The 22,313-nt window shown below is 31.7% G+C and carries 19 protein-coding genes; 9 read left to right on the top strand and 10 right to left on the bottom strand.

All coding sequences use genetic code 11. The features are described 5' to 3' along the window. Positions 1 to 56: 56 nt before the first annotated feature. From I6U51_RS25285 to I6U51_RS03405, 4 genes are all read left to right on the top strand, one after another. Positions 57 to 1,892, top strand: coding sequence for an LTA synthase family protein (locus tag I6U51_RS25285; RefSeq protein ID WP_343069477.1), 1,836 nt, complete (start codon positions 57 to 59; stop codon positions 1,890 to 1,892). A gap of 3 nt (positions 1,893 to 1,895) precedes the next feature. Beyond that, positions 1,896 to 2,213 carry a hypothetical protein gene (locus I6U51_RS03415; protein ID WP_211141192.1) on the top strand — a complete coding sequence of 106 codons (318 nt, stop codon included), beginning with the start codon at positions 1,896 to 1,898 and terminating at the stop codon, positions 2,211 to 2,213. A gap of 285 nt (positions 2,214 to 2,498) precedes the next feature. Next, entirely contained in the window at positions 2,499 to 3,053 is a 555-nt protein-coding gene (locus I6U51_RS03410) for a sigma-70 family RNA polymerase sigma factor (RefSeq protein ID WP_211141191.1), read from the top strand. A gap of 1 nt (position 3,054) precedes the next feature. Further along, complete coding sequence (locus tag I6U51_RS03405) at positions 3,055 to 4,422, top strand: DUF4179 domain-containing protein (protein ID WP_211141190.1); 1,368 nt, start codon at positions 3,055 to 3,057, stop codon at positions 4,420 to 4,422. 123 nt (positions 4,423 to 4,545) lie between these two features. Here I6U51_RS03405 and desB read toward each other — a convergent pair whose 3' ends face one another. Continuing rightward, positions 4,546 to 5,592: a Delta(10) desaturase DesB gene (gene desB / locus I6U51_RS03400; protein ID WP_211141189.1), complete on the bottom strand. Its 1,047-nt coding sequence runs from the start codon at positions 5,590 to 5,592 to the stop codon at positions 4,546 to 4,548. A 322-nt stretch (positions 5,593 to 5,914) separates the two neighbouring features. Between desB and sufC the strand changes: the two genes are divergently transcribed. The 5 genes from sufC to sufU all read left to right on the top strand — a co-directional run bounded on the left by sufC (position 5,915) and on the right by sufU (position 11,094). Beyond that, positions 5,915 to 6,667 (top strand): Fe-S cluster assembly ATPase SufC, encoded by a 753-nt coding sequence (sufC, locus tag I6U51_RS03395; protein WP_211141188.1) that lies wholly within the window; start codon positions 5,915 to 5,917, stop codon positions 6,665 to 6,667. Positions 6,668 to 6,713: 46 nt separating this feature from the next. Then, the gene (gene sufB, locus I6U51_RS03390) at positions 6,714 to 8,120 is read left to right on the top strand and encodes a Fe-S cluster assembly protein SufB (protein WP_211141187.1); all 1,407 of its coding nucleotides are present in this window, start codon (positions 6,714 to 6,716) and stop codon (positions 8,118 to 8,120) included. A gap of 15 nt (positions 8,121 to 8,135) precedes the next feature. Further along, positions 8,136 to 9,356, top strand: coding sequence for a Fe-S cluster assembly protein SufD (sufD, locus tag I6U51_RS03385; RefSeq protein WP_211141186.1), 1,221 nt, complete (start codon positions 8,136 to 8,138; stop codon positions 9,354 to 9,356). 63 nt (positions 9,357 to 9,419) lie between these two features. Next, positions 9,420 to 10,661: a cysteine desulfurase gene (locus I6U51_RS03380; protein ID WP_246517054.1), complete on the top strand. Its 1,242-nt coding sequence runs from the start codon at positions 9,420 to 9,422 to the stop codon at positions 10,659 to 10,661. Next, positions 10,648 to 11,094, top strand: coding sequence for a Fe-S cluster assembly sulfur transfer protein SufU (gene sufU / locus I6U51_RS03375; protein WP_211141185.1), 447 nt, complete (start codon positions 10,648 to 10,650; stop codon positions 11,092 to 11,094). Before I6U51_RS03380 ends, sufU begins: the two co-directional genes overlap by 14 nt. A 118-nt stretch (positions 11,095 to 11,212) precedes the next feature. On the opposite strand, the gene I6U51_RS03370 is transcribed toward sufU, so the two are convergent. The 9 genes from I6U51_RS03370 to I6U51_RS03330 form a co-directional block, all read right to left on the bottom strand. Then, positions 11,213 to 12,337: an AfsR/SARP family transcriptional regulator gene (locus I6U51_RS03370; protein ID WP_211141184.1), complete on the bottom strand. Its 1,125-nt coding sequence runs from the start codon at positions 12,335 to 12,337 to the stop codon at positions 11,213 to 11,215. A 40-nt stretch (positions 12,338 to 12,377) separates the two neighbouring features. After that, on the bottom strand, positions 12,378 to 13,928 hold the full coding sequence (locus I6U51_RS03365) for an amidohydrolase (protein ID WP_211141183.1): 1,551 nt from the start codon (positions 13,926 to 13,928) through the stop codon (positions 12,378 to 12,380). Positions 13,929 to 14,045: 117 nt separating this feature from the next. Then, positions 14,046 to 15,263, bottom strand: a complete 1,218-nt coding sequence (locus I6U51_RS03360) for a M20 family metallopeptidase (RefSeq protein ID WP_211141182.1) — start codon at positions 15,261 to 15,263, stop codon at positions 14,046 to 14,048. A 26-nt stretch (positions 15,264 to 15,289) separates the two neighbouring features. Beyond that, positions 15,290 to 16,708, bottom strand: a complete 1,419-nt coding sequence (locus I6U51_RS03355) for an amino acid permease (protein WP_211141181.1) — start codon at positions 16,706 to 16,708, stop codon at positions 15,290 to 15,292. Positions 16,709 to 16,974: 266 nt separating this feature from the next. Then, positions 16,975 to 18,117, bottom strand: a complete 1,143-nt coding sequence (locus tag I6U51_RS03350) for a toxic anion resistance protein (RefSeq protein ID WP_211141180.1) — start codon at positions 18,115 to 18,117, stop codon at positions 16,975 to 16,977. A 26-nt stretch (positions 18,118 to 18,143) separates the two neighbouring features. Beyond that, positions 18,144 to 19,343 (bottom strand): 5-bromo-4-chloroindolyl phosphate hydrolysis family protein, encoded by a 1,200-nt coding sequence (locus I6U51_RS03345; protein ID WP_211141179.1) that lies wholly within the window; start codon positions 19,341 to 19,343, stop codon positions 18,144 to 18,146. A 659-nt stretch (positions 19,344 to 20,002) separates the two neighbouring features. Further along, a complete protein-coding gene (locus tag I6U51_RS03340; RefSeq protein WP_211141178.1) occupies positions 20,003 to 20,719 on the bottom strand; it encodes a zinc ribbon domain-containing protein in 717 nt (238 codons plus the stop codon). 84 nt (positions 20,720 to 20,803) lie between these two features. Then, positions 20,804 to 21,619: a Nif3-like dinuclear metal center hexameric protein gene (locus I6U51_RS03335; protein WP_211141177.1), complete on the bottom strand. Its 816-nt coding sequence runs from the start codon at positions 21,617 to 21,619 to the stop codon at positions 20,804 to 20,806. Continuing rightward, positions 21,610 to 22,299: a tRNA (adenine(22)-N(1))-methyltransferase gene (locus I6U51_RS03330; protein ID WP_211141176.1), complete on the bottom strand. Its 690-nt coding sequence runs from the start codon at positions 22,297 to 22,299 to the stop codon at positions 21,610 to 21,612. Before I6U51_RS03330 ends, I6U51_RS03335 begins: the two co-directional genes overlap by 10 nt. Positions 22,300 to 22,313 lie beyond the last annotated feature (14 nt).

The following is a 22,313-nucleotide window of genomic DNA, read 5'->3' as shown; positions in this document are numbered from 1 at the left end:
TTATAAAAAATGTGATATAATAAATCTACATATTTTTTGAACAAAGGGGGCTAAATGTGAAGAGAACCATTAGTTTTATAGAAAAAAACATAAAAGAACTTATAAAAGATAAATTTTTTATGACAGCGGTAGTAGGCACATTAATACAATATATTCTATTTATCTTGCTTTTATCCGATGGAAATGCAGTAAGTATAAATTTTAGAACTGCTATTTTAGGGATACTGCCAATATTAATATATATAGTATTTGCTTTAATACCATATTCTTTTGGATTTTTATTTAAGGGTATAGCACAAAATTTGTTTATGATAATAATGAATATATTTATTTCATTATTATTGATACTGGACTTATGGTATTATAGAAGCAATAGCTCATTTTTAAATTACTATATGTTTAAAATGACAGCTAATTTAGAAAGATTAACTCCAAGTATACTCGCAATGTTTAGAACAATAGATTTGATATTTTTAATAAACGCTGTAATTCTTATAGCGATTTTTATAAAAAATATAAAGTCTTATAAGAATGTTAGAAGAAGCCTAAATAAGTTTGGCATATTATTTTTAATTCCAAACCTATATCTAGCCTATAATCATGTCAAAGTAGATAAATTTCAAAGAGGATATGCTTATCAATATTTATTTAAAAGATCATGGTCACAAAACCAAAGCATGTATTATTTAACGCCAATAGGTTATCACCTATATGATTTATACAATTACAGCAAAGATAACACATCTTATATCATGTCTCAGCAGGAGAAAGACTCAATAAAAAGATACTTTAGTTCAAAAGAGAAAAATCTTAAACCAAATAGTTATAATGGAATTTTTAAAGGAAAAAATCTGATTGTTATTCAAGTAGAGTCAATGGAAAACTTTATTATAAACGGAAAAGTAAACAATCAAGAAATAACACCTAACTTAAATAAATTGCTCAGTAATTCACTTTATTTTTCCAATTATCATGAGCAAACCTATAATGGTACAACTTCTGATGCTACTTTTGTTTCTAATACTTCTATGCTTCCTGTATTAATAGGAAATAATAATTTTAATTATCCATATAATGATTATAATTCATTACCAAACCTATTAAAGAAGGAAGGCTACTATACTTATTCGATGCATGGAGAAAAAGGTAGTTATTGGAATTGGATGGCAGCAGAAAAACACATGGGCTTTGATAACTGTTTAGACATAACAAATTTTAATGCAGACGAAATAATAGGGATAAATTTAAGTGATAGAAGCTTTTTATCACAAGCAGTGGGAAAGATAGAAAAACAAAAAGAGCCCTTTTATACTTTCATGATAACGGAAACTAGCCACAGCCCTTTTGTTATTCCAAGAGACCAGGTAACTATTGACCTGTCAGATAATTTAAAAGGAACTAAGATGGGTGGGTTTATAGAAAGCATACATTATACAGATGCAATGATAGGAAAGTTTATACAAGACCTTGATAAAAAAGGTATGTTAGAAAATACTATAGTGGCTATATATGGCGACCATGAAGGTGTTCACAAGTTTTTTGGTGGAGAAGTAAAAGATATTAACGGTATACCAGATAAATGGAGAAATAATGATAGAAGAGTACCTTTAATAATATATTCGAAGAATTTTCACGGTAAAGAACTTAAGGTTAATGGTGGACAAGTAGACTTTCTCCCAACGATTAGTTATTTAATGGGTATAAAAGAAAACAATTATATTGGCACTGCATTAGGTAGAAATCTTTTAAATACTAATTTAGATTATGTGGTGCTAACTAATAAATCTTATGTAGGAAAAGAAATTTCCAGTGAAGAGAAGAAGGAATATATTAATATACTACAGCAATCAAATGATATGATAAAAGCTAACTATTTTAAAGAAAGGCAGTAAAGAATGAATAGTAATTTGGAACAAAATGTAGTAAGTACTTCAAATGGATTGCAAGAGGAAATAACCGTAAAATACAGTGAAAGTATAAAATCCCTATTTATTTTTCTGCATTTATTAATACCAATATTATCTGTAGAGAGTTTATTCAGCTGGTGTATTGGTATTTGGGGGTCATATAAAATTATAAATATATATAAAAATGCAGAAAAAAATAAAACGGAACAGGCAATAAAAGTTTTAATAGTATTATGGACAATTGCTATAGCATATAATATTTTAGTTTATTATGCAACAAAGATAGTTGTAGCTAAAATAGTTTAGTTAAAATGGATTAATGGGGCTGCTGCATTAAGAATAAATACTACAATATATTGTTCTAATTTTAAATTTAAAGAACAATGTATTGTATGTAAATTCTTTAATTCAGCAGCCCCATTTTGGCATACCTAAAATTTCACAGTATTATATATAGTTGAATAGTTACAAGTCTATCTTACTAATGTATTATTAAAATAAAATAGAAAAATTTGAGAATATTTTATTTTTCATTCGTTATATAAAGTGTAAAAGCTTTTACAACAACACCTTTTAGTAAGGAGAGAGTTTATGAAATCAGACGAAAAAAATTACATACAAAGGCTAAAAAATGGGAAGGAAGATGCTTTAGATTATATAGTTGACAATTATCTGATCTTAATTAAAGGAACTATATATAAGGTTCTTGGTCCACTTAAAGATGAAGGGCTTATAGAGGAATGTATAAATGATGTGTTTCTTTCTGTTTGGAGAAACGCAAATAAATTTCATGGTGATGATAGTGAGTTTAAGAAATGGCTTTATATTATATCTAAGTTTAAGGCTATTGATTATTACAGGTCAAGGGTAAAAAAGGCTGAGGAAGTTTTAGAGACTATTGAAGTTGTGGATAAAAGTTCAGTAGAAGATGATTTAATTACTATAGAAAACAGAAACGAGGTAATAGAGATAATTAATAGTTTAGAAAAGATAGATAGAGATATTTTTATTCTTAAATTTTTCCTTGGCTATAAATCAGAGGATATAGCTATAAAGCTTAATATTACCAAGGCTTCCGTGGATAATAGAATTTACAGAGGAAAGAGAAAATTAAAGGAAAAAGCATTAAACTTGGAGGTGATTTAATATGAAGGATATTTATGAAATGTTTAATGATATAGAAGTAGATGAAAAGGAATTTGAAGAAATGCCTGTAAGTGAAATAGAAAAGGAAAGAGTTAAGAAGAATATAAAAGAAGGTTTAAGTAAGGAAAAATTAATAACTAAGAAAAGATTTATCAGTAAGAAAAAGATTTCTATAGCTGCTGCAATTACTATGATTTTCATATCTTCTGCTATAGTGGTAAACCCAGCATTAGCTACTAGTGTTCCAATAATCGGAGAATTATTTAAAAGAGATTTAGTTAGTGTAAATGGAAAATACTCTAATTACCTTGATGTAATTGGTAAGACCAAGTCCTGTGAAGGTATTGACGTTACCTTTGAAAGTGCAGTAGCAGATAATAATATGCTATTTTTAAATTTTGTAGTGAAAAATAATAATAAAGAAATTAAAGATAACTATTCTGATGCTTTATTAATTCCAACAGAAATGAAGGTTAATGGGAAAAGTGTAAGTACAGGTGCTGGAGCATCATGGGAGTTTATAGACAACAATACAATTAGAATATTAAAGAAAATAGATTGGTCAAAGGATAAGTTGCCAAATAAGATGAATATAGATATCAACATATCACATTTATTTGGTAAAACAGGGGATTGGGGCGTTCATTTCTTCCTTGATAAAAGTAAGCAGACAGAGAAGACCTGTGAAGAAAAAATTAATTCTAAGCTTGAAATAAATGGTGAAAAAGGGGAGATTTCAACGGTAACTATTTCTCCACTTACTGTAACTATAAAAGGAAAAGGCAAATTTGATGATATAAGTGGTGTTACTGTTTTTGACTTTATAGTTTTGGATGATAAAGGTAATGAATTGTGTTGGAATGGTAGTTCTAGATATACAAATGGTTTACTAGGAACCCCTATATGGAGTTCAACTTTTATATCCAATAATGATATGAAAAGCGCAACCATTATACCAATTTATGAGACCAAAGCAAGCGAAGAAACTGAAAAATTACCAGCGGTTAAGGTAGATGTGAATAATGTAAAGCCAATGGAATTAACCATTGATAAAGATCGAAGTGTAAGTATAAAGGATTACTTTATAGATGGTGAATATCTGATTGTAAGATGTAGTGAAAAGTATTTTGGAAAAGAGCGTTTCAGACAAAGATTTCATATACCAATATATGTTATAACAGATGGTACTGTAGTAAAGGAGGGGTGGGGAGATAAAGAAAATGAACTTTGCAGAAAATATCATAATTTCAATGATAATGTACAGGTATTTAAAATTGGTACATCAAGAAATATTATGATTGGAACTTATGATGGTTCAAATGTGAAAATATTAAAGGACAAGAGTTTTACTGTTAAAATGAAAAAATAGTGATTTAGGATAGTTAAACCCATGGCACTTAAAGCCATGGGTTCAGTTAATTTTAAAAGGGCCTGCTTTATTTCTTTTGGATCATCTTAAAAGATTAGACAGTCTAAAACTACTTTTTGCAGGTTATATTTTACGATACTTAACATTATTAGGATCAAATCCATTTCCTAAAGAACCATAGATATTACCTTTGTGTGGATCAATTAATTCCGTATTATTATAGTAAACTCTAGGTGTCTTCCAAAGTGATATTAATGCCTTTCCCATCGGCATTTCATTATAACGCTCCGGCCACATTCTTTTTATTTGCTCCTTAACTAAAGGATAGTACTTAGGACTCATTCTAGGGAAAAGATGATGTTCTGTGTGGTGTGAAAAATTAAAGTTAAGGATATCCAACCATCTAGGTACTGTAACAGTAAGACTATTAACTAAAGGATCATTAACTGGTACAAGGGGATTTAATCGATGGTTAGTTGCAATATAAGCCATAACTATAAAATTCCCAATAAGCGCCGGAATTAAATAAACAAACAACCATTTTTCTAAACCTATGTAAAAGAGCAAGCCTATACAGGTTGTCCAAGGTAAAATGAATTGTATCCAAGTAACTAATCGTTTATTTGGCTTAAAATCATTTATATAGTGAAAGAACATCCTAGTAGAATGTAGGGTAAATGAAACAGTTAAAAAGGTAAAACTAAACAAAGAACGAAATGTAATAGGTAGACGGTATATCCAACCTATAAAAGGTCTATTATTAAACTGTTCCATACTCATCCATGCATCAGGGTCCATATCATCGTCCTGAGTGTAAGCATGGTGATTCATATTATGCCATTTAATCCAAAGTCTAGGGCCAATGAGTAAGGGCCAAAATCCAATTGCACCTAGTAGATTTCTGAGCCAAGGTTTCTTTACTACAGTACCATGTAGAATTTCATGGGCTAATAAACCTATAGATGCAAAACTGAATCCCAAAATAATTGAAATCAAAAAATTAAAGAATAGATTAAGATTGAATAAATCAATTGCAAGAAACCCTGCAGTAATAACAATTAAATAAGCAAGTCCTCCAAAAAGACGAGTAGGTGCTGGCTTAAATGCTTTTTCAGGTAAATAAGGCGATATGCGCTCTGCATACCAGCTAATTTTGTAAAGATCTTTCATTATGCTATTCCTCCTAGTAGTATGTATTTTTTGCTATTATTTGTTTGATAGTCAAAGTATTTACCTTTAAAATCATACCAATTATTATTATTAGTTGTCAATTATTATTTTTTGATATTGATTATTTTTGTTTTAAGTAGTAAAATATAGCTAAAGAGAAATCAGAGTAATATTCTCGGATATGATGAAGATTATTATGAAATGAAATTTGAATCATATAGAGGTATTAGAACAGGTGGTCGCCGAAAAAAGACAATTAATGTATAAATTTTTTTGTTTAAAAATCAGAGTGAAATACTCAGATATGTAAGGAGAGATAATGATGAAAAATAAACTATTGAAAATAAATAACTTAAAAGCTTCTGTTGAAGGGAAGGAAATATTAAAAGGATTAAATTTAGAAATAGGAAAAGGTGAAATTCATGTAATAATGGGACCTAATGGTGCTGGTAAATCAACTCTTGCAAATACATTAATGGGTCATCCAAAATACTCAATTATAGATGGAGAAATGGTCTTTGAAGGCGATATAATTAATGATTTAAAAGTAGATGCGAGAGCAAGAAAGGGAATTTTCTTATCCTTCCAATATCCAGAAGAAGTACCGGGAATAACAGTAGAGAATTTCTTACGTACAGCTAAAGGTACAGTTGCAGGAAAAGTTCAAAACATTATACAGTTTAGAAAAGCACTTAAGGAAAAGATGAAACTTCTAAAGATGGATGAGAGTTATGCTCAAAGATATTTAAATTTAGGATTTTCTGGTGGAGAGAAAAAGAAAAATGAAATACTTCAAATGGCAGTATTAGAACCTAAACTTGCTATATTAGATGAGACAGACTCAGGATTAGACGTTGACGCTGTAAGAATTGTTGCAGAAGGGGTTAGCAAACTTGTAAATGAAGAAAATTCAATTCTAATAATAACTCACCATAATCGTATACTAGACTATCTAAAGCCTGATTATGTTCATGTTTTAATGGATGGAAGAATTGTTAAAACAGGAGATATGTCATTGGCAAGAGAAATTGAGGAAAGTGGATATGATGCAATAAGAGCTGAGTTAGATAAGTAAGCTTGAAACTTAGCAAAAGCATATTCAGAAAAAGAGGTGGAGTAAATTGGAAAAGAAGAAAACTTATATTGATGATATAGAAAGAGGAATTTATGATATAAAAAATGACTTTAAATATAGCTATAAGACAGAAAAAGGGCTAACTAGAGAAATAATAGAGCAAATATCTGAGGAAAAAAATGAACCTCAGTGGATGAGAGATTTTAGACTTAAGTCTTTGGAGATATATAACAGCATGGCTATGCCATCCTGGGGACCAGATTTAACGGAATTGGATGTAGAAAATATAGTTACTTACATTAGACCAAATACTGATATGAAGCATGATTGGAAGGATGTACCGCAGGATATAAAGAAGACCTTTGATCTTCTTGGAATACCAAAGGCAGAGCATGAATCATTAGCGGGAGTAGGTGCTCAGTATGATTCAGAGGTTGTTTACCATAATGTAAGCGAAGAGCTAACAAGTCAAGGTGTACTTTATATGGATATGGAAACTGCAGTAAAGGAATATGAGGATTTAGTAAAGCCATATTTCATGAAGTTAGTACCACCAAGTGATCATAAGTTTGCAGCACTGCATGGTGCAGTATGGTCAGGAGGCTCCTTTGTTTATGTGCCTGCTGGTGTTCAGGTAGATATACCAATACAGTCTTATTTTAGACTAAATGCCCCAGGAGCAGGACAGTTTGAGCATACACTTATTGTAGTAGAAAAGGGAGCTAAGATTCACTATATAGAAGGATGTTCAGCACCAAAGTATTATGTTAATAACCTACATGCAGGCTGTGTTGAATTATTTGTAAAAGAGGGAGCAACTCTTAGATATAGCACTATAGAAAATTGGTCTAGAAATATGTATAACTTAAATACAAAAAGATCTGTAGTAGATAAAAATGGAACTATTGAGTGGATATCTGGTTCTTTTGGATCAAGAGTATCTATGCTTTACCCAATGAGTATTTTAAGAGGAGAAGGAGCTAGATCAGAGTTTACTGGAGTTACCTTTGCAGGGTCAGGACAGCATTTAGACACTGGTTCTAAGGTTGTTCACGCAGCACCTTATACAACTTCAACAATAAATTCAAAGTCTATATCTAAAAATGGAGGAATTGCTGTTTATAGAGGACTTTTAAGTGCTACTCCAAATGCACATCATTCAAAGTCTACTGTATCCTGTGAATCCTTGATGCTTGATAATGAGTCAAGATCAGATACAGTACCAGTTATAAGCGTTGCCAATGACAATATAGATATTGGTCACGAAGCAAAGATAGGCAGAATAAGTGACGAGGCTATATTCTACTTAATGAGTAGAGGATTAAGTGAAGAAGAAGCAAAAGCGATGATAGTTAGAGGATTCGTTGAACCTATAGCAAAGGAACTTCCTCTAGAATATGCCGTTGAAATGAATAACTTAATAAAACTAGAGCTAGAAGGAACTATAGGTTAAGGGGGGGAGCAGAAAATGAATGGTACAATAAGAGAGTTGTCAAAGAATAAATATGATGACATTATAGATATTTTAAATGCAGTAAACAGCGAAAAGGAGCATAAGTTAAATCAAACTGTAGTTCCTGCTTGGAGTTATTTAAAGGTAAACAACTTTAATCTAGAAAAGTTTACACTTCCAACGATAGAAGCTTTTAATAAACAATATTTAAGCTTTCAAGATGGAACTTTAGATAATGCATTGGTTTTGGAAACAAAAGAGGCTTTAGAAGTAGTAAAGGATATAAATGAATTTATAAATTTGAAGGAAAGCTTTGGAGTCTCCGATAAATTTGTAGCCTTAGGTGAGTATAACTTTAATTCTGGAGTGTTCCTTAGAACCTGTGAAAATCATGTTGTAGCTTCACCTATTAGACTTGACTTTGTAATGGATAGGGAAAACCCTACAGTGATAGATCATAATATCATTATTGCAGAAAAGGGAAGTAAAGTTACTGTTGTTATGGACTATAGTATAAATGACTCAGACACGGAAGCTAATAGAGATGCTTTAGAAGAAAATAAGCCATTCCATAATGGTGTAACAAAAGTGTTCGCAAGAGAAAATTCGGAGGTAACTATAGTTAAAATACAAAGAATGAATGATAAATCAACTCATTTTGATTCTAATGTAGCCTTTGTAGAAAGAGATGGAAAGGTAAACTGGGTTACTGTTGATATAGGAAGTGAAATAAACGTTACTAACTATGTTACTAATCTAAAAGGGGATAATAGTTCCTCAGAATTACATTCTGCATACCTTGTAGATGGAACTCGAAAGCAGGACATTTATTACACTGTAAATCACAGAGGCAGAAGAAGTGAAAGTAACATGGAAATCAAAGGTGTACTGAAGGATAAAGCAAAGAAATTATTTAAAGGTAATATAGATTTTAAAAAGGGTGCATCAAAGGCAAAAGGAGCACAGGATGAAGATGTACTTTTATTAGACCCTACAGTAAAAACTGATTCAGTGCCAATGCTTCTATGTGAGGAAGATGATGTAGAAGGATCACACGCAGCCAGCGTAGGGCAAATGGATGAGAATAAATTATTCTATTTAATGAGTAGAGGATTTAGTGAGAAAGAAGCTAAGAAACTTGTAGTGGAAGCTAAGTTCAGCCCTATTTTTGATAGAGTACCGGTACAAGAACTTAAAGAATTTTTATTAGAGGAACTTAGAAAGAGGCTAGTTTAGGAGAAGAAGTAGGAAATTGATTTTTTAACTTGGAATCCTAAACTTTCTATAGGAGGATTAAAGATGAGCAAGATTGATGTGAATAAAATAAGAGAGGACTTTCCAATCCTCTCTATAGATATAAATGGTAAAAAATTAGTTTATTTAGATAACGGAGCTACAACACATAAGCCAAAATCAGTTATACAGGCAATAACAGATTATAATGAAAAGATTAATGGAAATCCTCACAGAGGCGCCCATTATCTAAGCGTAGCAGCAACAGATGCATATGAAGGAGCTAGAGAGAAGGTTAAAAATTTCATTCGAGCTAGAAAGGCTAGTGAAATAATATTCACAAAAAATGCTACTGAATCACTAAACCTGATAGCCTATACCTATGGAATGGCTTTTATACAGCCAGGAGATGAAATTGTAGTTACTATTTCAGAACATCATAGTAATATATTGCCTTGGCAAATGGTAGCAAAAGCAAAAAACGCAGTTTTAAAATATATGTATATAAATAAAGAAGGAAGACTTACTGAAGAAGAGTATAGGGAAAAGATTACTGATAAGACAAAGCTTGTAGCTGTAGCACAAATGTCTAATGTACTTGGAACTATATACCCTGTTAAAGATATAGTAGAGTATGCTCACAGCAAAGGAGCCGTCGTTGTTGTTGACGGAGCTCAAAGTGTACCCCACATGAAGGTAAATGTAACAGATTTAGATGCAGATTTCTTTGTATTTTCAGGACACAAAGCACTTGCTCCAATGGGAATAGGAGTGCTATACGGAAAAGAAGAACTTCTTTTAAAAATGCCTCCCTTTTTAAGAGGAGGGGACATGATAGAGTATGTAACAGAGCAGGAGTCAAGCTTTGCTGAGCTTCCCTTTAAATTTGAAGCAGGTACACAAAATGTTGAAGGAGCAGTAGCTTTATGTGCAGCTATAGATTACCTAGAAGCTGTGGGAATGGACAATATTACAGAACATGAAAAAGAACTTACAGAATATGCACTAAGTAAAATGAGGGAAATACCTTATGTAACTATTTATGGACCTAGAGATATGGATAGTAGAGGTGGAATTATATCCTTTAATATAGAAGGTGTTCATCCCCATGATGTTGCAAGTATTGTAGACAGCTATGGTGTAGCAGTTAGAGCTGGTCACCACTGTGCACAGCCTCTTATGAAGTATTTAGGAATTCAAGCTTCCTCAAGAGCAAGCTTTTACTTCTATAATACCTTTGAAGAGGTAGATAAATTTATTGAAAGTATAAAAAGTGTAAGGAAGTGGTTAGGATATGGAGAATCTTAATTTAATATATTCTGAAATAATAATGGAGCATAACCAAAGTAATCACAATAAGAAGCATATAGAACATGCAGATTGTACAGAGAGAGGACACAATCCAAGCTGCGGCGATGATATAACTCTATCACTAAAATTTAATGGAGATATCATTGAGGATGCAGCCTTTGAAGGCAGTGGATGTGCCATATCTCAGGCATCTACCTCAATGATGATAGACCTTATAAAAGGAAAGTCTAAAGAGGAAGCATTAGAATATGTAAATACCTTCATAGGTATGATAAAAAAAGAAGTTACTGATGATGAAGAGTTAGAAAAATTAGAAGATGCAATTGCTCTTAAAAATATTTCTACAATGCCAGCTAGAGTGAAATGTGCGGTGCTTGCTTGGCACACATTGAAGGAAGCCATAAGAAAAAAAGATGGTTTAGATCTCTAAGAGATAATCGGTACCGTAAATAGTGGGAGTTATAGGGATAACAAATAATATAAATCCAGTAGTTATAATGAACTGCTGGATTTTTTAATTTCTCAATTAAAACTTCATTAAATTTATATTAGTATTTAATAATTTCGATACCTTCTATGGAATTACTTTCAATATATTGCAGTGCATCTTTTGAAATAGAGTCAATGTTTTCGAAATTATTAATTTTAATATGAATCAAGTAAAACTCTGGTAAAGATTTAAGGAGTTCATAAAGCGCGTTAATTACTCGTACTGGAGGTACCGCTTGAGGAACTTTGATTTTTTCTTTACTCAATAACACTATTTTATTTTGAATAAATGCTAGGTCGGCAATATAATTGGTTTCAATAATTAATTCCTTATAAGCTTTTAATTCCTCTACAATCTTTCCTATGACATCAGAAATCCAGAAAAAGGGGATTTTTTTTAGGCAAAAGGTATTAATAAATAAATGTTTTTTTTGCACATTGGCGTAACTATTATTTGTTATCTTTTTTTCATTTTGATTAGTAGAAATTATTGAACTATAGAGCGTTTTCAATTTCTTTGAAGGAGAAATATTTAAGTTCTTCCTGAGGCTTTTCTCGAAGCTTTGGTAAAAATCAATTGCGCTAGTTATGTTTTCTGATTTATTATAAGTATCCATAAGCATATAAGCAAAATCTTCATTATATAAATCAATTACCAACATTTCTTTCACTGTCCTAATAAAGTTTTCAGGTTGATTTAGTTCTTCATATTTTTTCGATATTTTCTTCAGAATTTCTAGGTTTTTATTTTGAAAAATGATTCTCTCAAATAATATGAAATCGTTGAATTCAGAAGCTTTCTTGATATACAGTCCTTCTAAAAATTCTCCTGAGAATAAAGTTTTCAAATTAAGAAGTTCCTCTAGGGTAATGTTATTCTTTTCCTCATAATTTTTAAGAAAAAGAATGTCACAAAAAAAGTCATATCTTTTATTTATATAACATGAATCCTTTTCTGAAATAATTAATTCCTCACCTTTTTCATCATGATGGATAATACGTTTAATACTCCACAAACTATATCTTAAATTGTATCTTGAAGATTCCTCATCGCTATCAGCCCAGAGCAAACCTGCTAAATTCTCACGGCTAATTTTTTTCTCTGAATTAGTAATTAAATAACAAATTAGAGCAATTGCCTTGTTACTTAATTTATTTTCGATGTATTCACCGTTAAATTTCATAGTGATTTTTCCTAGCATACTTATCGAGAGAATAGGCATTTTATACTCTACCTCCCCCTCTAAGTTCATTAAACAAAACATTGCCAGATTTAATAGTTGCCTTAACTTTCACATCTATTATATTTTCTTTGTTTATACTGAATAAATCATCGCTTAAAATTACTAAGTCAGCCAATTTTCCTATTTCTAAACTACCTTTAACATTCTCTTCAGATATCGCATATGCAGAGTTCGATGTAAACATTTTAACAGCTTCTAGAACAGGTATTCTGTGCTGTTCAACGGGATGGTTAACTGCAGAATGAATTCCTAGTAATGGATTGGAAGGTGTAACATCACTGTCAGACCCGCCACAAATTTTAATACCACATTTAATAATTTCGTCGAATGGATTGGTAATTTTATATCTTTCTCCAAGCCTCCTTTGATACATTTTACCTACCCCTCCCCAAAAGTACTCATAAGCCGGTTGCATTGAATAAATCAAATTTAATGCTTTTGATTTTTTTAGATGAAGTGGGGTAGGGAGTTCTATATGTTCGAGTCTATGCCTCAATGTGTTATTACCAGTTCTTCTATATGCATATTCATGAGCATTTAAAGCAAGATCAATGGAATGCTCACCAATAACATGAACTGCAGTTTGAAGATTATTTTCATAGCAATCTAGGAAGAAAGAATTTAGTTCATCTTGAGTATAATATAAAACTCCTCGATTACCAGGGGAATCAGAATAGTCCTGATAAAGTGCAGCAGTTCTAGAACCAAAAGAGCCATCTATAAATAAACTCCCACCAATTCTTTTAAGTCCCATACTAGTGACTTTTTTTATGTCAGTAGTCTGATAAAAGAGCACCAAATCAATAGGCATAGATTTATAATACTCATGTATGAATTCTGCATCTTTATCACAAAACATAAAGCCACCTTCCATTGAAGATACCGTTGTAACACCAGACTTAATAAAGTTTGGTATTATCTCTTTTAAAGCTTCAAGTTTGAATTCATTGCTTATGCTATTTAAGATATTCTGACGCAGCAAAGCGTTTGCATTTCCTCTAAAAATACCTGTTGGCATATCGCTTTTATCAAGCTCAATTCCTGAGACTGAATATGGAATTTTGTAATGGAGCAAAGAGTATGTATTTAATATACTCGTATGATATTCCACTCTATTTATCCAAACTGGAACATCATCGCAAAATTTATCTAATATATATCTATCAGGAAGTTTCTTTTCTTTCAAGTTAAGTTCATCCAGTCGAATTCCTCTTATTGGTTTACCAGGATTCTTTTTTGACTGCATAGAAATCAAATCTCCGATATCATTAAAAGAAGTAGCCTCACTTAAATTCAGGCTAACATGATTGATAGCGGTCTGAGCAAGATGACAATGACTATCATAAAAACCAGGTAGCACTGAAGAACCATTTGCATCGATGATTTCGCCGCAGTATTCAGAGAAATTTAAGTAGTCATCGCCCTTTCCTATAGCAACTATTTTATCTTTATTTATTGCAATCCACTTGTAGGTTTCATTATCAGCGGGATTAAAGCATTTCCCATTTACTATTAATAAATCTGCTTGCAAATCTTCGCCCCCTCATTTAAATGAATATTAATAGTTAATTATATAGTAGAATCATCGCTAATAGAAGCGATGATTCTACTAAAAAATGTTAATAAATATTGACAATAATATGGGGGATTATTTTGAGAGCATACGAACAAGAAAGTCATAAATAATATCTGCAGTCTTTGAAATTGAAGTTAAGGTTGCATATTCATCTGAACTGTGAAAATTTTCTCCTTCGGCACCAAATATTACCACAGGAGCATTTGTTCTCGAGCCTAAATAATTGAAATCTCCGATACTTTGGAAATAGGATACACTTGGCTCTACTCCACATATATTTTCTATGCATTTAAAGAATTCAACAACATAGGAGTTCTTTTTATCAACTTTATAGGGCATGAAACCTCGACTTCCCTCTGTAGGAGAGTTCCTAAAAGAAATTTTGTAATCACATTTAATTTTTGCTTTTTCAATGGCTTCGATAATATACTTTTCTATTGAGGTTTCATCTTCCCCTGTAACAATATGCCAGAAAAGTTTTACTTTTGAATAGTGGGGAACACTACAGGCGCCACCATCACTTTCAAGAGCAACAACACAGGCTACACCTTGGCCCAGCAAATCATCCTTTAAATAGCTTATATTTTCAAGCTGGCAAATGAATTTACCAGCGTCAACAGCAGCACTGATACCGTTATGGGGTAGTGCAGCATGAGCAGCTTTGCCAAAGAATTCTACCTCCAAAGCGTATCCACCTCTTGCGCCTAAGCAAATATTAGGGAAGGGCTTTAAAGCAAATGATGCACTTGGTTCAGTAACAATAGAAAAATCTATCCCTTCTAGCAGACCATCTTCTATTAATGCGTTGGTTCCTAATCCATAAGGTCCTTCTTCATCCGAAACAAAAGTAGAAATAATTTTACCGCGAAAATTTTTATTAAGTCGATAAAATCTTTCAATTGCAATCATTATCGCACAGCATCCCGATTTCATGTCAAGAGCTCCAAGGCCGAATATTTTGTCATCCTCTACAGTTCCAGCATAAGGATCTTTGGACCAACCATTGCAGGGCTTTACTGTATCGAGGTGACCATTGATATGAATTGTAGGCCCTGGTTTACTACCAAGTAACTCACAAACTACATTTTTACCTTTATAATTTGTAATCTTCGATTCATGGTACTCGTGAAAATATGCTTTAATTTCTCTATCACGAAACCAGTTAAATACGAAGTCCATAATCTCTGATTCATTGAAATATGAACTTGGTATAGAAATTAGTTTTTGCATTAAAGCTGTTACGTCAGAAATTAAATTTTCTTTATAATTATCTTTCTTTTTACACTCCATTTTTGTTTCCTCCAGCATTAATAAATTTATGAGTTTTCTGACTCTTCAGCTTTTATATTTGCTTCCAGATACTCTGAATAGCTTGGAGGAATCATATTGCCCTTTTTGTATTGCCAATAACCTATTCCAAAATACAATGCCATCATAGGTATGCCAATTAGAAATGAAAATCTAGTATCAGGGCTTGTAGCCATAGCTATTGCAATCGCAATTAAAAATATAAGAGCAATTATAGGTGCAGTTGGATAGAAGGAAGCTTTGAACTTAAGATTTTCAACTTTTCCGCCATTTTTTACAAGCCATTTTCTGAATTTTACATGAGAAAGTAAGATTCCAAACCATGTAAGTAAGGTATTAAATCCTGCAATTGAAATTAGCCAAACAAATACTTTATCTGGTGAAATAAAATTTGTTAATATTGAAATAAAGCCAATGGACATAGTCAACAAAATAGCGGGAACTGGTATACCACGACTATTTATTTTACCAAATACTTTTGGGGCTTTTCCTTCTTGAGCAAGAGCCATTAGCATTCTGCTAGCAATATAAACAACTGAATTTGCACAGGAAGCAAGAGAAGTCAATATTACAACATTCATTAGTGTAGCACCAAATCCGATCCCAGCCATTGCGAAAACACCAGCATATCCATTGTGTAACACATCCACATTTTTATAAGGCACAACAAGACCGATTATAGTAACGGATCCAACGTAAAATAATACAATTCGGAAAAAAACAGTTTTTATAGCTTTAGGAACATTTACTTGAGGGTTTTCAGTTTCGCCAGCTGCAATAGTTACAGTTTCAACTCCTAGATAGGACCAAATTACACCAATAGATACTAATGCAACAGCCCATATACCATTTGGCATAAAGGAGGCACTCGTCCAGTTGGAAAATCCGATTGGACCTTTACTACCGATAACACCAATAATCATAAGTATACCAGTAATCATAAATGCTATAATTGTCACTACTTTGATCCCAGCAAACCAAAATTCTGCTTCCCCATAGGCCTTAACAGTAATCAAGTTTAATAGTAGTATTCCAACACCGATAACAATGCACCAGACTACAGGATTAATTCCAGGAAAAAATTGTTGCATAATCATTGCACCGCCAACCAATTCAGCTCCAATTGAAATTGAAGCATTGACCCAAACATTCCATCCTACAGCAAATCCAAAAACAGGATGAACAAACAAGCCGGCAAATGTTTGATAAGCACCAGATGTCGGAAGGAATGTTGACATTTCTCCAACTCCCATCATGAGGAAATATACTAGAATTCCAATAATTAAATATGCAAGAGGACCTCCTCCTACACCTGCTTTTTCTATGTTATACCCAGAAGCTAAGAATAGACCCGTTCCAATTGTTCCTCCGATGGCAATCATATTCAGGTGACGACTTTTTAGACCTCTCTTAAGCTCATTTTTCATGTTAACCCCCTTATAATTGAACTTTTTTATATTTCTTATGAAAGGTACCTTCATTATTTCAATTATATATTAAGGCTATTTTAAAAAATGTTTTATTTTTCCATATATTTCTGTTTTATTTTGTTTGTTATCATAGGTTATTAACTTTTTTAAACAAGGAAGCTATAAGAAAAAAACTCCTTCACTGTCCTCTGAAGAATGCTTCGTATTATTGAAAAGGTAAGAGCACTAAGTGAAATTACACTTAGTGCTCTTACCTTTTATTATTATCTAAGCCTTAAAAGCCTATTTTTTAATTGTTCTTCAATGTTTTGAAGTTCTGCCTCAGCTTCTTTACGTTTTTGACGTCCTTCTGTTTGTATACGAAGCACTTCATCAAGAGTGGAAATTAATGATTCATTTGTTTGGCGAAGAGTATCAATATCAACAATTCCACGTTCAGATTCTTTAGCTGTTTCTATAGTTGACATTTTAAGAGTTTCTGCATTCTTACGTAAAAGCTCATTTGTCATATTTGTTACCTCGCTTTGAACCTTAGCTGCATTGCTTGAATGAGCAACTCCAAGAGCCAGTACAATTTGACTTTTCCAAAGCGGAATAGTATTTACAATAGTAGACTGTATTTTCTCAGACATTAAAGAATCATTATTTTGAACTAAGCGAATTTGAGGAGCCATTTGAAGAGAAATCATTCTAGTTAGCTCCAAATCATGAACTTTTTTCTCGAAGCGGTTACAAAGGGCTACAAAATCATTTGTTGCCTGTGCATCCTCAGGAAGTCCACTAGCTTTTGCTCTTTCAACTAGGATAGGAAGCTCTTCTTTCTCCAATTTTGCAAGCTTCTTTCTTCCAGCTAAGATATACATAGAAAGCTCTTTAAAATATACCTTATTTATTTCATACATTTTATCAAGCATAGCAATATCTTTTAAAAGTTGTATCTGATGTTTTTCGAGAGTAGTACAAATTTTGTTTATGTTTCCTTCAACTTTATCATACTTTGCTTTCATATGAGAAAATTTTTCCGTAGTTTTCTTAAAAAAGCCTAAAAATCCTTTTTTCTCCTCTGCAGCATCAAAGTTTTTTAGCTCACCTACTACATTAGAGAGCATTTCACCTATTTCACCTAATTCCTTAGTCTTTACATTATTTAAAGCAGTTTCAGAAAAGTCTGCAATTTTCTTTTGAGCACCTACTCCATACTGGAGAATTGAATTTGAATTAGTTACGTCAATTTTATTAACAAATTCATCCACCATCTTTTTTTCTTCTTCTGTTAAATAACTATCATCAAGAACTTCCCCCTGTGTATTTTCCTCTTTTGCCTTAACAATAGGAGCCTCCTCTTGAAAAGGCTCAAAGCTTAAGCTTGGGACCACATCAATATTTTCTTTAAATTCGTTATTCACTCTCAATTTCCCCTTTTTGTTTAATATTATTTTTTAAAATCATTTTCAGTCAGTCCTTCTTGTGTAAACAGTGTTTCAAGCACAGAAATATCTGTAGAAATATCTAAAGCCACTTCTCCAAATAAGTCATCTAGCAGCTTTTCGAAAGCAATATTTATAGTATCTATGGTTTTTTCAATTTCATTTTTTGCATTTTTTATATTATCACCTTGAACTGGCTGATCATTTAGCTCTTTATATGCATTGACTAACTTTAAAGTTATAGGAAGATAATGATTAGTAAGTCTGTTAACTTCAGGCAGCTTTTTAGGATTATTTCCTATATAATTAAATATTTGACTAGCAATATTTTCAAGTCTATGCAATTTTGTTGAAATTTCTTCTTTTTGTATAGCATCATTTACACTTTTTATCTGTTCAATATAGTTCTTTCCAAGCTCAAGTGTATATCTTAATTCTTTCTTTTCTGGATCATTTAATTCCTCGTTTAATTCCTCTTGTCTTTTTAATTCTTCTTCATTACGATGCTTAAGAGCCTCTTGCGAATTCAAATAGTCCTCATAAACTTCATCATTTAACATGAAGTAGGTCTGGTTATCGTCAATATGTGCTTGAGGAAACATACTTAAGTCAATCATTTTTCTTAAATCTTTTACAACAAATTTATGCTTCATTCTAAGAGATGCAGCTAATTCTTCTATAGAACAATAACTTTGACTATCTAGGGTTTTTACATACTGTTTAAAACGCTTTACTCTTTTTCTTAAATGTACACCTCTTAAAGCTAAGAGCATGCTGAATACAAAACAAGAAAACAGAATTCCCAAAGTAATAAAATTTGCCTCAGAAAAAGCTATAAGAAAAGAAGTAAATATTGAGTATATAGTTAACATAGAAGCAAATGCTGCGCAGCCTATAAATCCAAATATCATATAAAGTATTCCCGATATGCTTCCCGCTGGTCTTTTAGAAATATACATTTGCACTTTATTTTTGTCCTTTGAGATTACATCTGTAGTATTTCTATATTTATAATACCTGTTGTTTTTTATTTTTTCATTAAAATATTGTGACTTATTCTTTAAATTTGTTTTTACTTCATTTAAAGTGCCCTCAGTTTTATCATTAATATCCTCTTTTATTCTAGCAAAATCTATAGCGTTAAATGCATTTTTCAATGTATCTTTAATTTGATCTTCTAAATCAGAAAAATCTCTTTTTCTCATGCCCATGCCTCCAAATTATTTTCTTGTAACTCACTATGATTGTAATAATATTTTGGCTCTATTATATATCATTCTTTTATAAAATACAATTTGTAACAACTTCCTAGTATATCTATTATGGAACAATTGGTGATATTCTCATTTACAGATTTGCAGATCTCCAATGCAGTTTATAATCCAACAAATGGATTTGGTTTATTATTTCAAGCAATTGGTGAATTCCCTGCTGCGGTTATTGCAACATTTTGTACAGTCAGTTTTAGGGGCTCATTTTGCATCAGATGTTACAATGGGGGCTACTATAACGTTAATAATATTTACATTATTGAAGAATAAATATATAAAAAATATGTCTGAGGAAATAGGTTGATATCAAAGCCTTTCAAGGTTTTAAGTACTAGATAATAACAAGTTACTATTTATCCGATGACTACCCGCTCTAATACTCCCATCGCACTCTGTGAAAGCGATTCGCACCAAATCAGAGATTTGGGCTCTCTGCTTTTCTTCAAGTGGGAGTAAAGAGCGGCTATGTCCCTGGATAACGACTTCTAAGCTTCAGATGGAGGTTAAATGCCTAAATGGCATTTAACGGGCAGAATTGCCCAGTGGTCGTAGACAAACTCCACCTGAAGCCAAGAATTCTGTTTATCTGTAAATTATAACTTATCGTTGTAATATAGTATTCTTCCGCAATGCTCGCAATAAACTATCTTTTTACTTTTCTTTATCTCATCCAGAACAACGGAAGATAAATACATTTTGCAGCCAGAGCACACATTGTTTTGTACTTTAGCTGCTCCTGTTCCCATCCTTTGCTTTATGTCATTAAAATCAAGCAATAGCTTAGGAGGGATTAACTTTTCTAGATTTTGAATGTTTATTTCTACTTTTTTCATATCTTCTTTAGCTTTATTAATCTTTTTATCTGTATCTTCTTTACAACTATAGAAGCTATTTTTTAGTTTGACAAGTTTTATTCTTGAGTTTTCCTTATCCTTTAGAAGCTTTTCTTGGCTCTTCAGTAAAACTGCTTTCTTATCTTCTAAATCTTTTATTATATTTTCCCTATATTCCATAGAATTTTGTAATGCTTCTAACACGTGATAATTACTTACATTGTCATTGTATAATTTATAATCTTCTTTATTTTGCTCTTCCTTAACACTAGAAAGTTCTATATTTAATTCACTAATCTTATTGTCTAAATTAGTTAATTCTTTTTCCTTTTTTCTAAAATTTATCTTTTCATCTTCGAATTCTTCTTTAAGCTTTTTCAGTACGTTGATATATGAGCCGTCTTTTAATACTTTGATATTTTCTTTTGCAATCTTCTGATTCTCTTGGATTTCTAAAAGTAAATCTAATGAATTCATTCTGTATTCCTCCCCACAATCTTTAGTATTAATACTGGCATTCTATTTATAAAAAAAATAGAAATAGGTATATGAAACCCATTTCTATTTATATTTATACGGACTTCTATTAAATTCAGATATGTATACAAAATTACTGAATCCCATAAATTCCAATTTATCTTTTAACCATTTAGCAAACACCTGCATAGCAGGCCATTCAGTTCCAAAATGTCCAGCGTCAATAACAGCAATACCTTCCTCATTTAAATCACTAACATAATGATAAGTTGTATCTCCTGTGATTATACAATCTGCACCTAATCTTTTAGCAGCGTTAAAATATTCCTGACCACTGCCATTTATAACAGCAACTTTCTTGATTTTCATTTCATCTTTTCCACTATATCTAAGCATAGAAATATTTAAATCTTTCTTGATTTTATCACATAGTTCTAATACTGTTATAGGCTCATCTAAAACAGCAATTCTTCCTATTCCAGTACTATGATCATCATCTTTTCTTTTATCTGAGAGACTTATGGTATCATATTTTTTAAGACCTAGCAATTGCATAACAATATCATTTATGCCACCTTTAATTGAGTCTAAATTAGTATGACTTGAATAGACATTAAGGCCATTTCTTATAATTTCAATTATTTTCTTTCCTAATAATGTGTCATTTGTTATGTTTAAAGGCTTTCTAAATAATAGTGGATGATGAGTCAATATAAGGTTGCACTTTTTTTCTTTCGCTTCCTCAATTACATCCAATGTACAATCTAAAGCTACAAGTATTGATGTTATCTCAGCACTTCTTTCACCAATCATAAGTCCTACATTGTCATAGCTTTCTTTAAATTTTGATGGGGCATGTTCTTCCATTATTTTATCAATATCTTTAACTTTTAAAGACATTTTAACAGCTCCTCAAGTTTTGTTATTTTATTTTTTACTTCGACCTTTCTTCTATTAGATGACTCCGACTCTTCTGCTATATTATTTAGTATTTTTATATAGCGATCAATTTTTATCTTAATATATTGCTTTGCAAGTGGATGTTTTTTTTCTATTAATATCTTCCCTACTTCATAGTAAATGCTATCTATATTTTCAATTTTATTATCATAAGTTACTTTAATGATTTCATAAAGTCTATTATCATCTATACATAACTCTTCATCAATTATTTTATACCCTTTTTTATAAATATATTCCCTTAGCACTTCAGGATTTTGAACAGGTTGCAGCACTGCAAATTCTGATTTTTTAAACTTATCTACGCCTTCTTCCATAATATCTCTTATTAAGTTTCCACCCATTCCAGCAATAACTATTCCCTGTACCTCTCCTGGTTGAATTGTAGTAAGCCCTCCCCCTAACCTGCACTCTATTCTATCCTGCATATTTTCAAGTTTAATATTAAACTTTGCTTTTTCTACAGGGCCTTTATTTATATCTGATGCTATAGCTCTTTTGCATACCTTATTCTTTACTAAATATATAGGTATATATCCATGGTCAGTTCCTATATCAGCTACAGCTTCACATTCATCAACCATTCCGGCAATAGTCTTAAGTCTTAAACTAATTTCCATTGAATTCTACTCCA

The organism is Clostridium aciditolerans (assembly GCF_016316925.1).
GTDB classification, from domain to species: domain Bacteria; phylum Bacillota; class Clostridia; order Clostridiales; family Clostridiaceae; genus Clostridium_AM; species Clostridium_AM aciditolerans.
The sequence above is the reverse complement of the archived record's forward strand: the minus strand, read 5'-3'. Positions and strand labels throughout refer to the sequence as shown.

What these genes read in the sequence shown, in the direction of transcription:
- I6U51_RS03405 (WP_211141190.1), top strand. Translation starts at nt 3,055, where the DNA reads ATGAAGGATATTTATGAAATGTTTAATGATATAGAAGTAGATGAAAAG.
- I6U51_RS03380 (WP_246517054.1), top strand. Translation starts at nt 9,420, where the DNA reads ATGAGCAAGATTGATGTGAATAAAATAAGAGAGGACTTTCCAATCCTC.
- I6U51_RS03360 (WP_211141182.1), bottom strand. Translation starts at nt 15,263, where the DNA reads ATGGAGTGTAAAAAGAAAGATAATTATAAAGAAAATTTAATTTCTGAC.
- desB (WP_211141189.1), bottom strand. Translation starts at nt 5,592, where the DNA reads ATGAAAGATCTTTACAAAATTAGCTGGTATGCAGAGCGCATATCGCCT.
- sufD (WP_211141186.1), top strand. Translation starts at nt 8,136, where the DNA reads ATGAATGGTACAATAAGAGAGTTGTCAAAGAATAAATATGATGACATT.
- I6U51_RS03410 (WP_211141191.1), top strand. Translation starts at nt 2,499, where the DNA reads ATGAAATCAGACGAAAAAAATTACATACAAAGGCTAAAAAATGGGAAG.
- I6U51_RS03355 (WP_211141181.1), bottom strand. Translation starts at nt 16,708, where the DNA reads ATGAAAAATGAGCTTAAGAGAGGTCTAAAAAGTCGTCACCTGAATATG.
- I6U51_RS03340 (WP_211141178.1), bottom strand. Translation starts at nt 20,719, where the DNA reads ATGAATTCATTAGATTTACTTTTAGAAATCCAAGAGAATCAGAAGATT.
- I6U51_RS03370 (WP_211141184.1), bottom strand. Translation starts at nt 12,337, where the DNA reads ATGAAATTTAACGGTGAATACATCGAAAATAAATTAAGTAACAAGGCA.
- I6U51_RS03335 (WP_211141177.1), bottom strand. Translation starts at nt 21,619, where the DNA reads ATGTCTTTAAAAGTTAAAGATATTGATAAAATAATGGAAGAACATGCC.
- sufC (WP_211141188.1), top strand. Translation starts at nt 5,915, where the DNA reads ATGAAAAATAAACTATTGAAAATAAATAACTTAAAAGCTTCTGTTGAA.
- I6U51_RS03345 (WP_211141179.1), bottom strand. Translation starts at nt 19,343, where the DNA reads ATGAGAAAAAGAGATTTTTCTGATTTAGAAGATCAAATTAAAGATACA.
- I6U51_RS03330 (WP_211141176.1), bottom strand. Translation starts at nt 22,299, where the DNA reads ATGGAAATTAGTTTAAGACTTAAGACTATTGCCGGAATGGTTGATGAA.
- I6U51_RS03415 (WP_211141192.1), top strand. Translation starts at nt 1,896, where the DNA reads ATGAATAGTAATTTGGAACAAAATGTAGTAAGTACTTCAAATGGATTG.
- sufU (WP_211141185.1), top strand. Translation starts at nt 10,648, where the DNA reads ATGGAGAATCTTAATTTAATATATTCTGAAATAATAATGGAGCATAAC.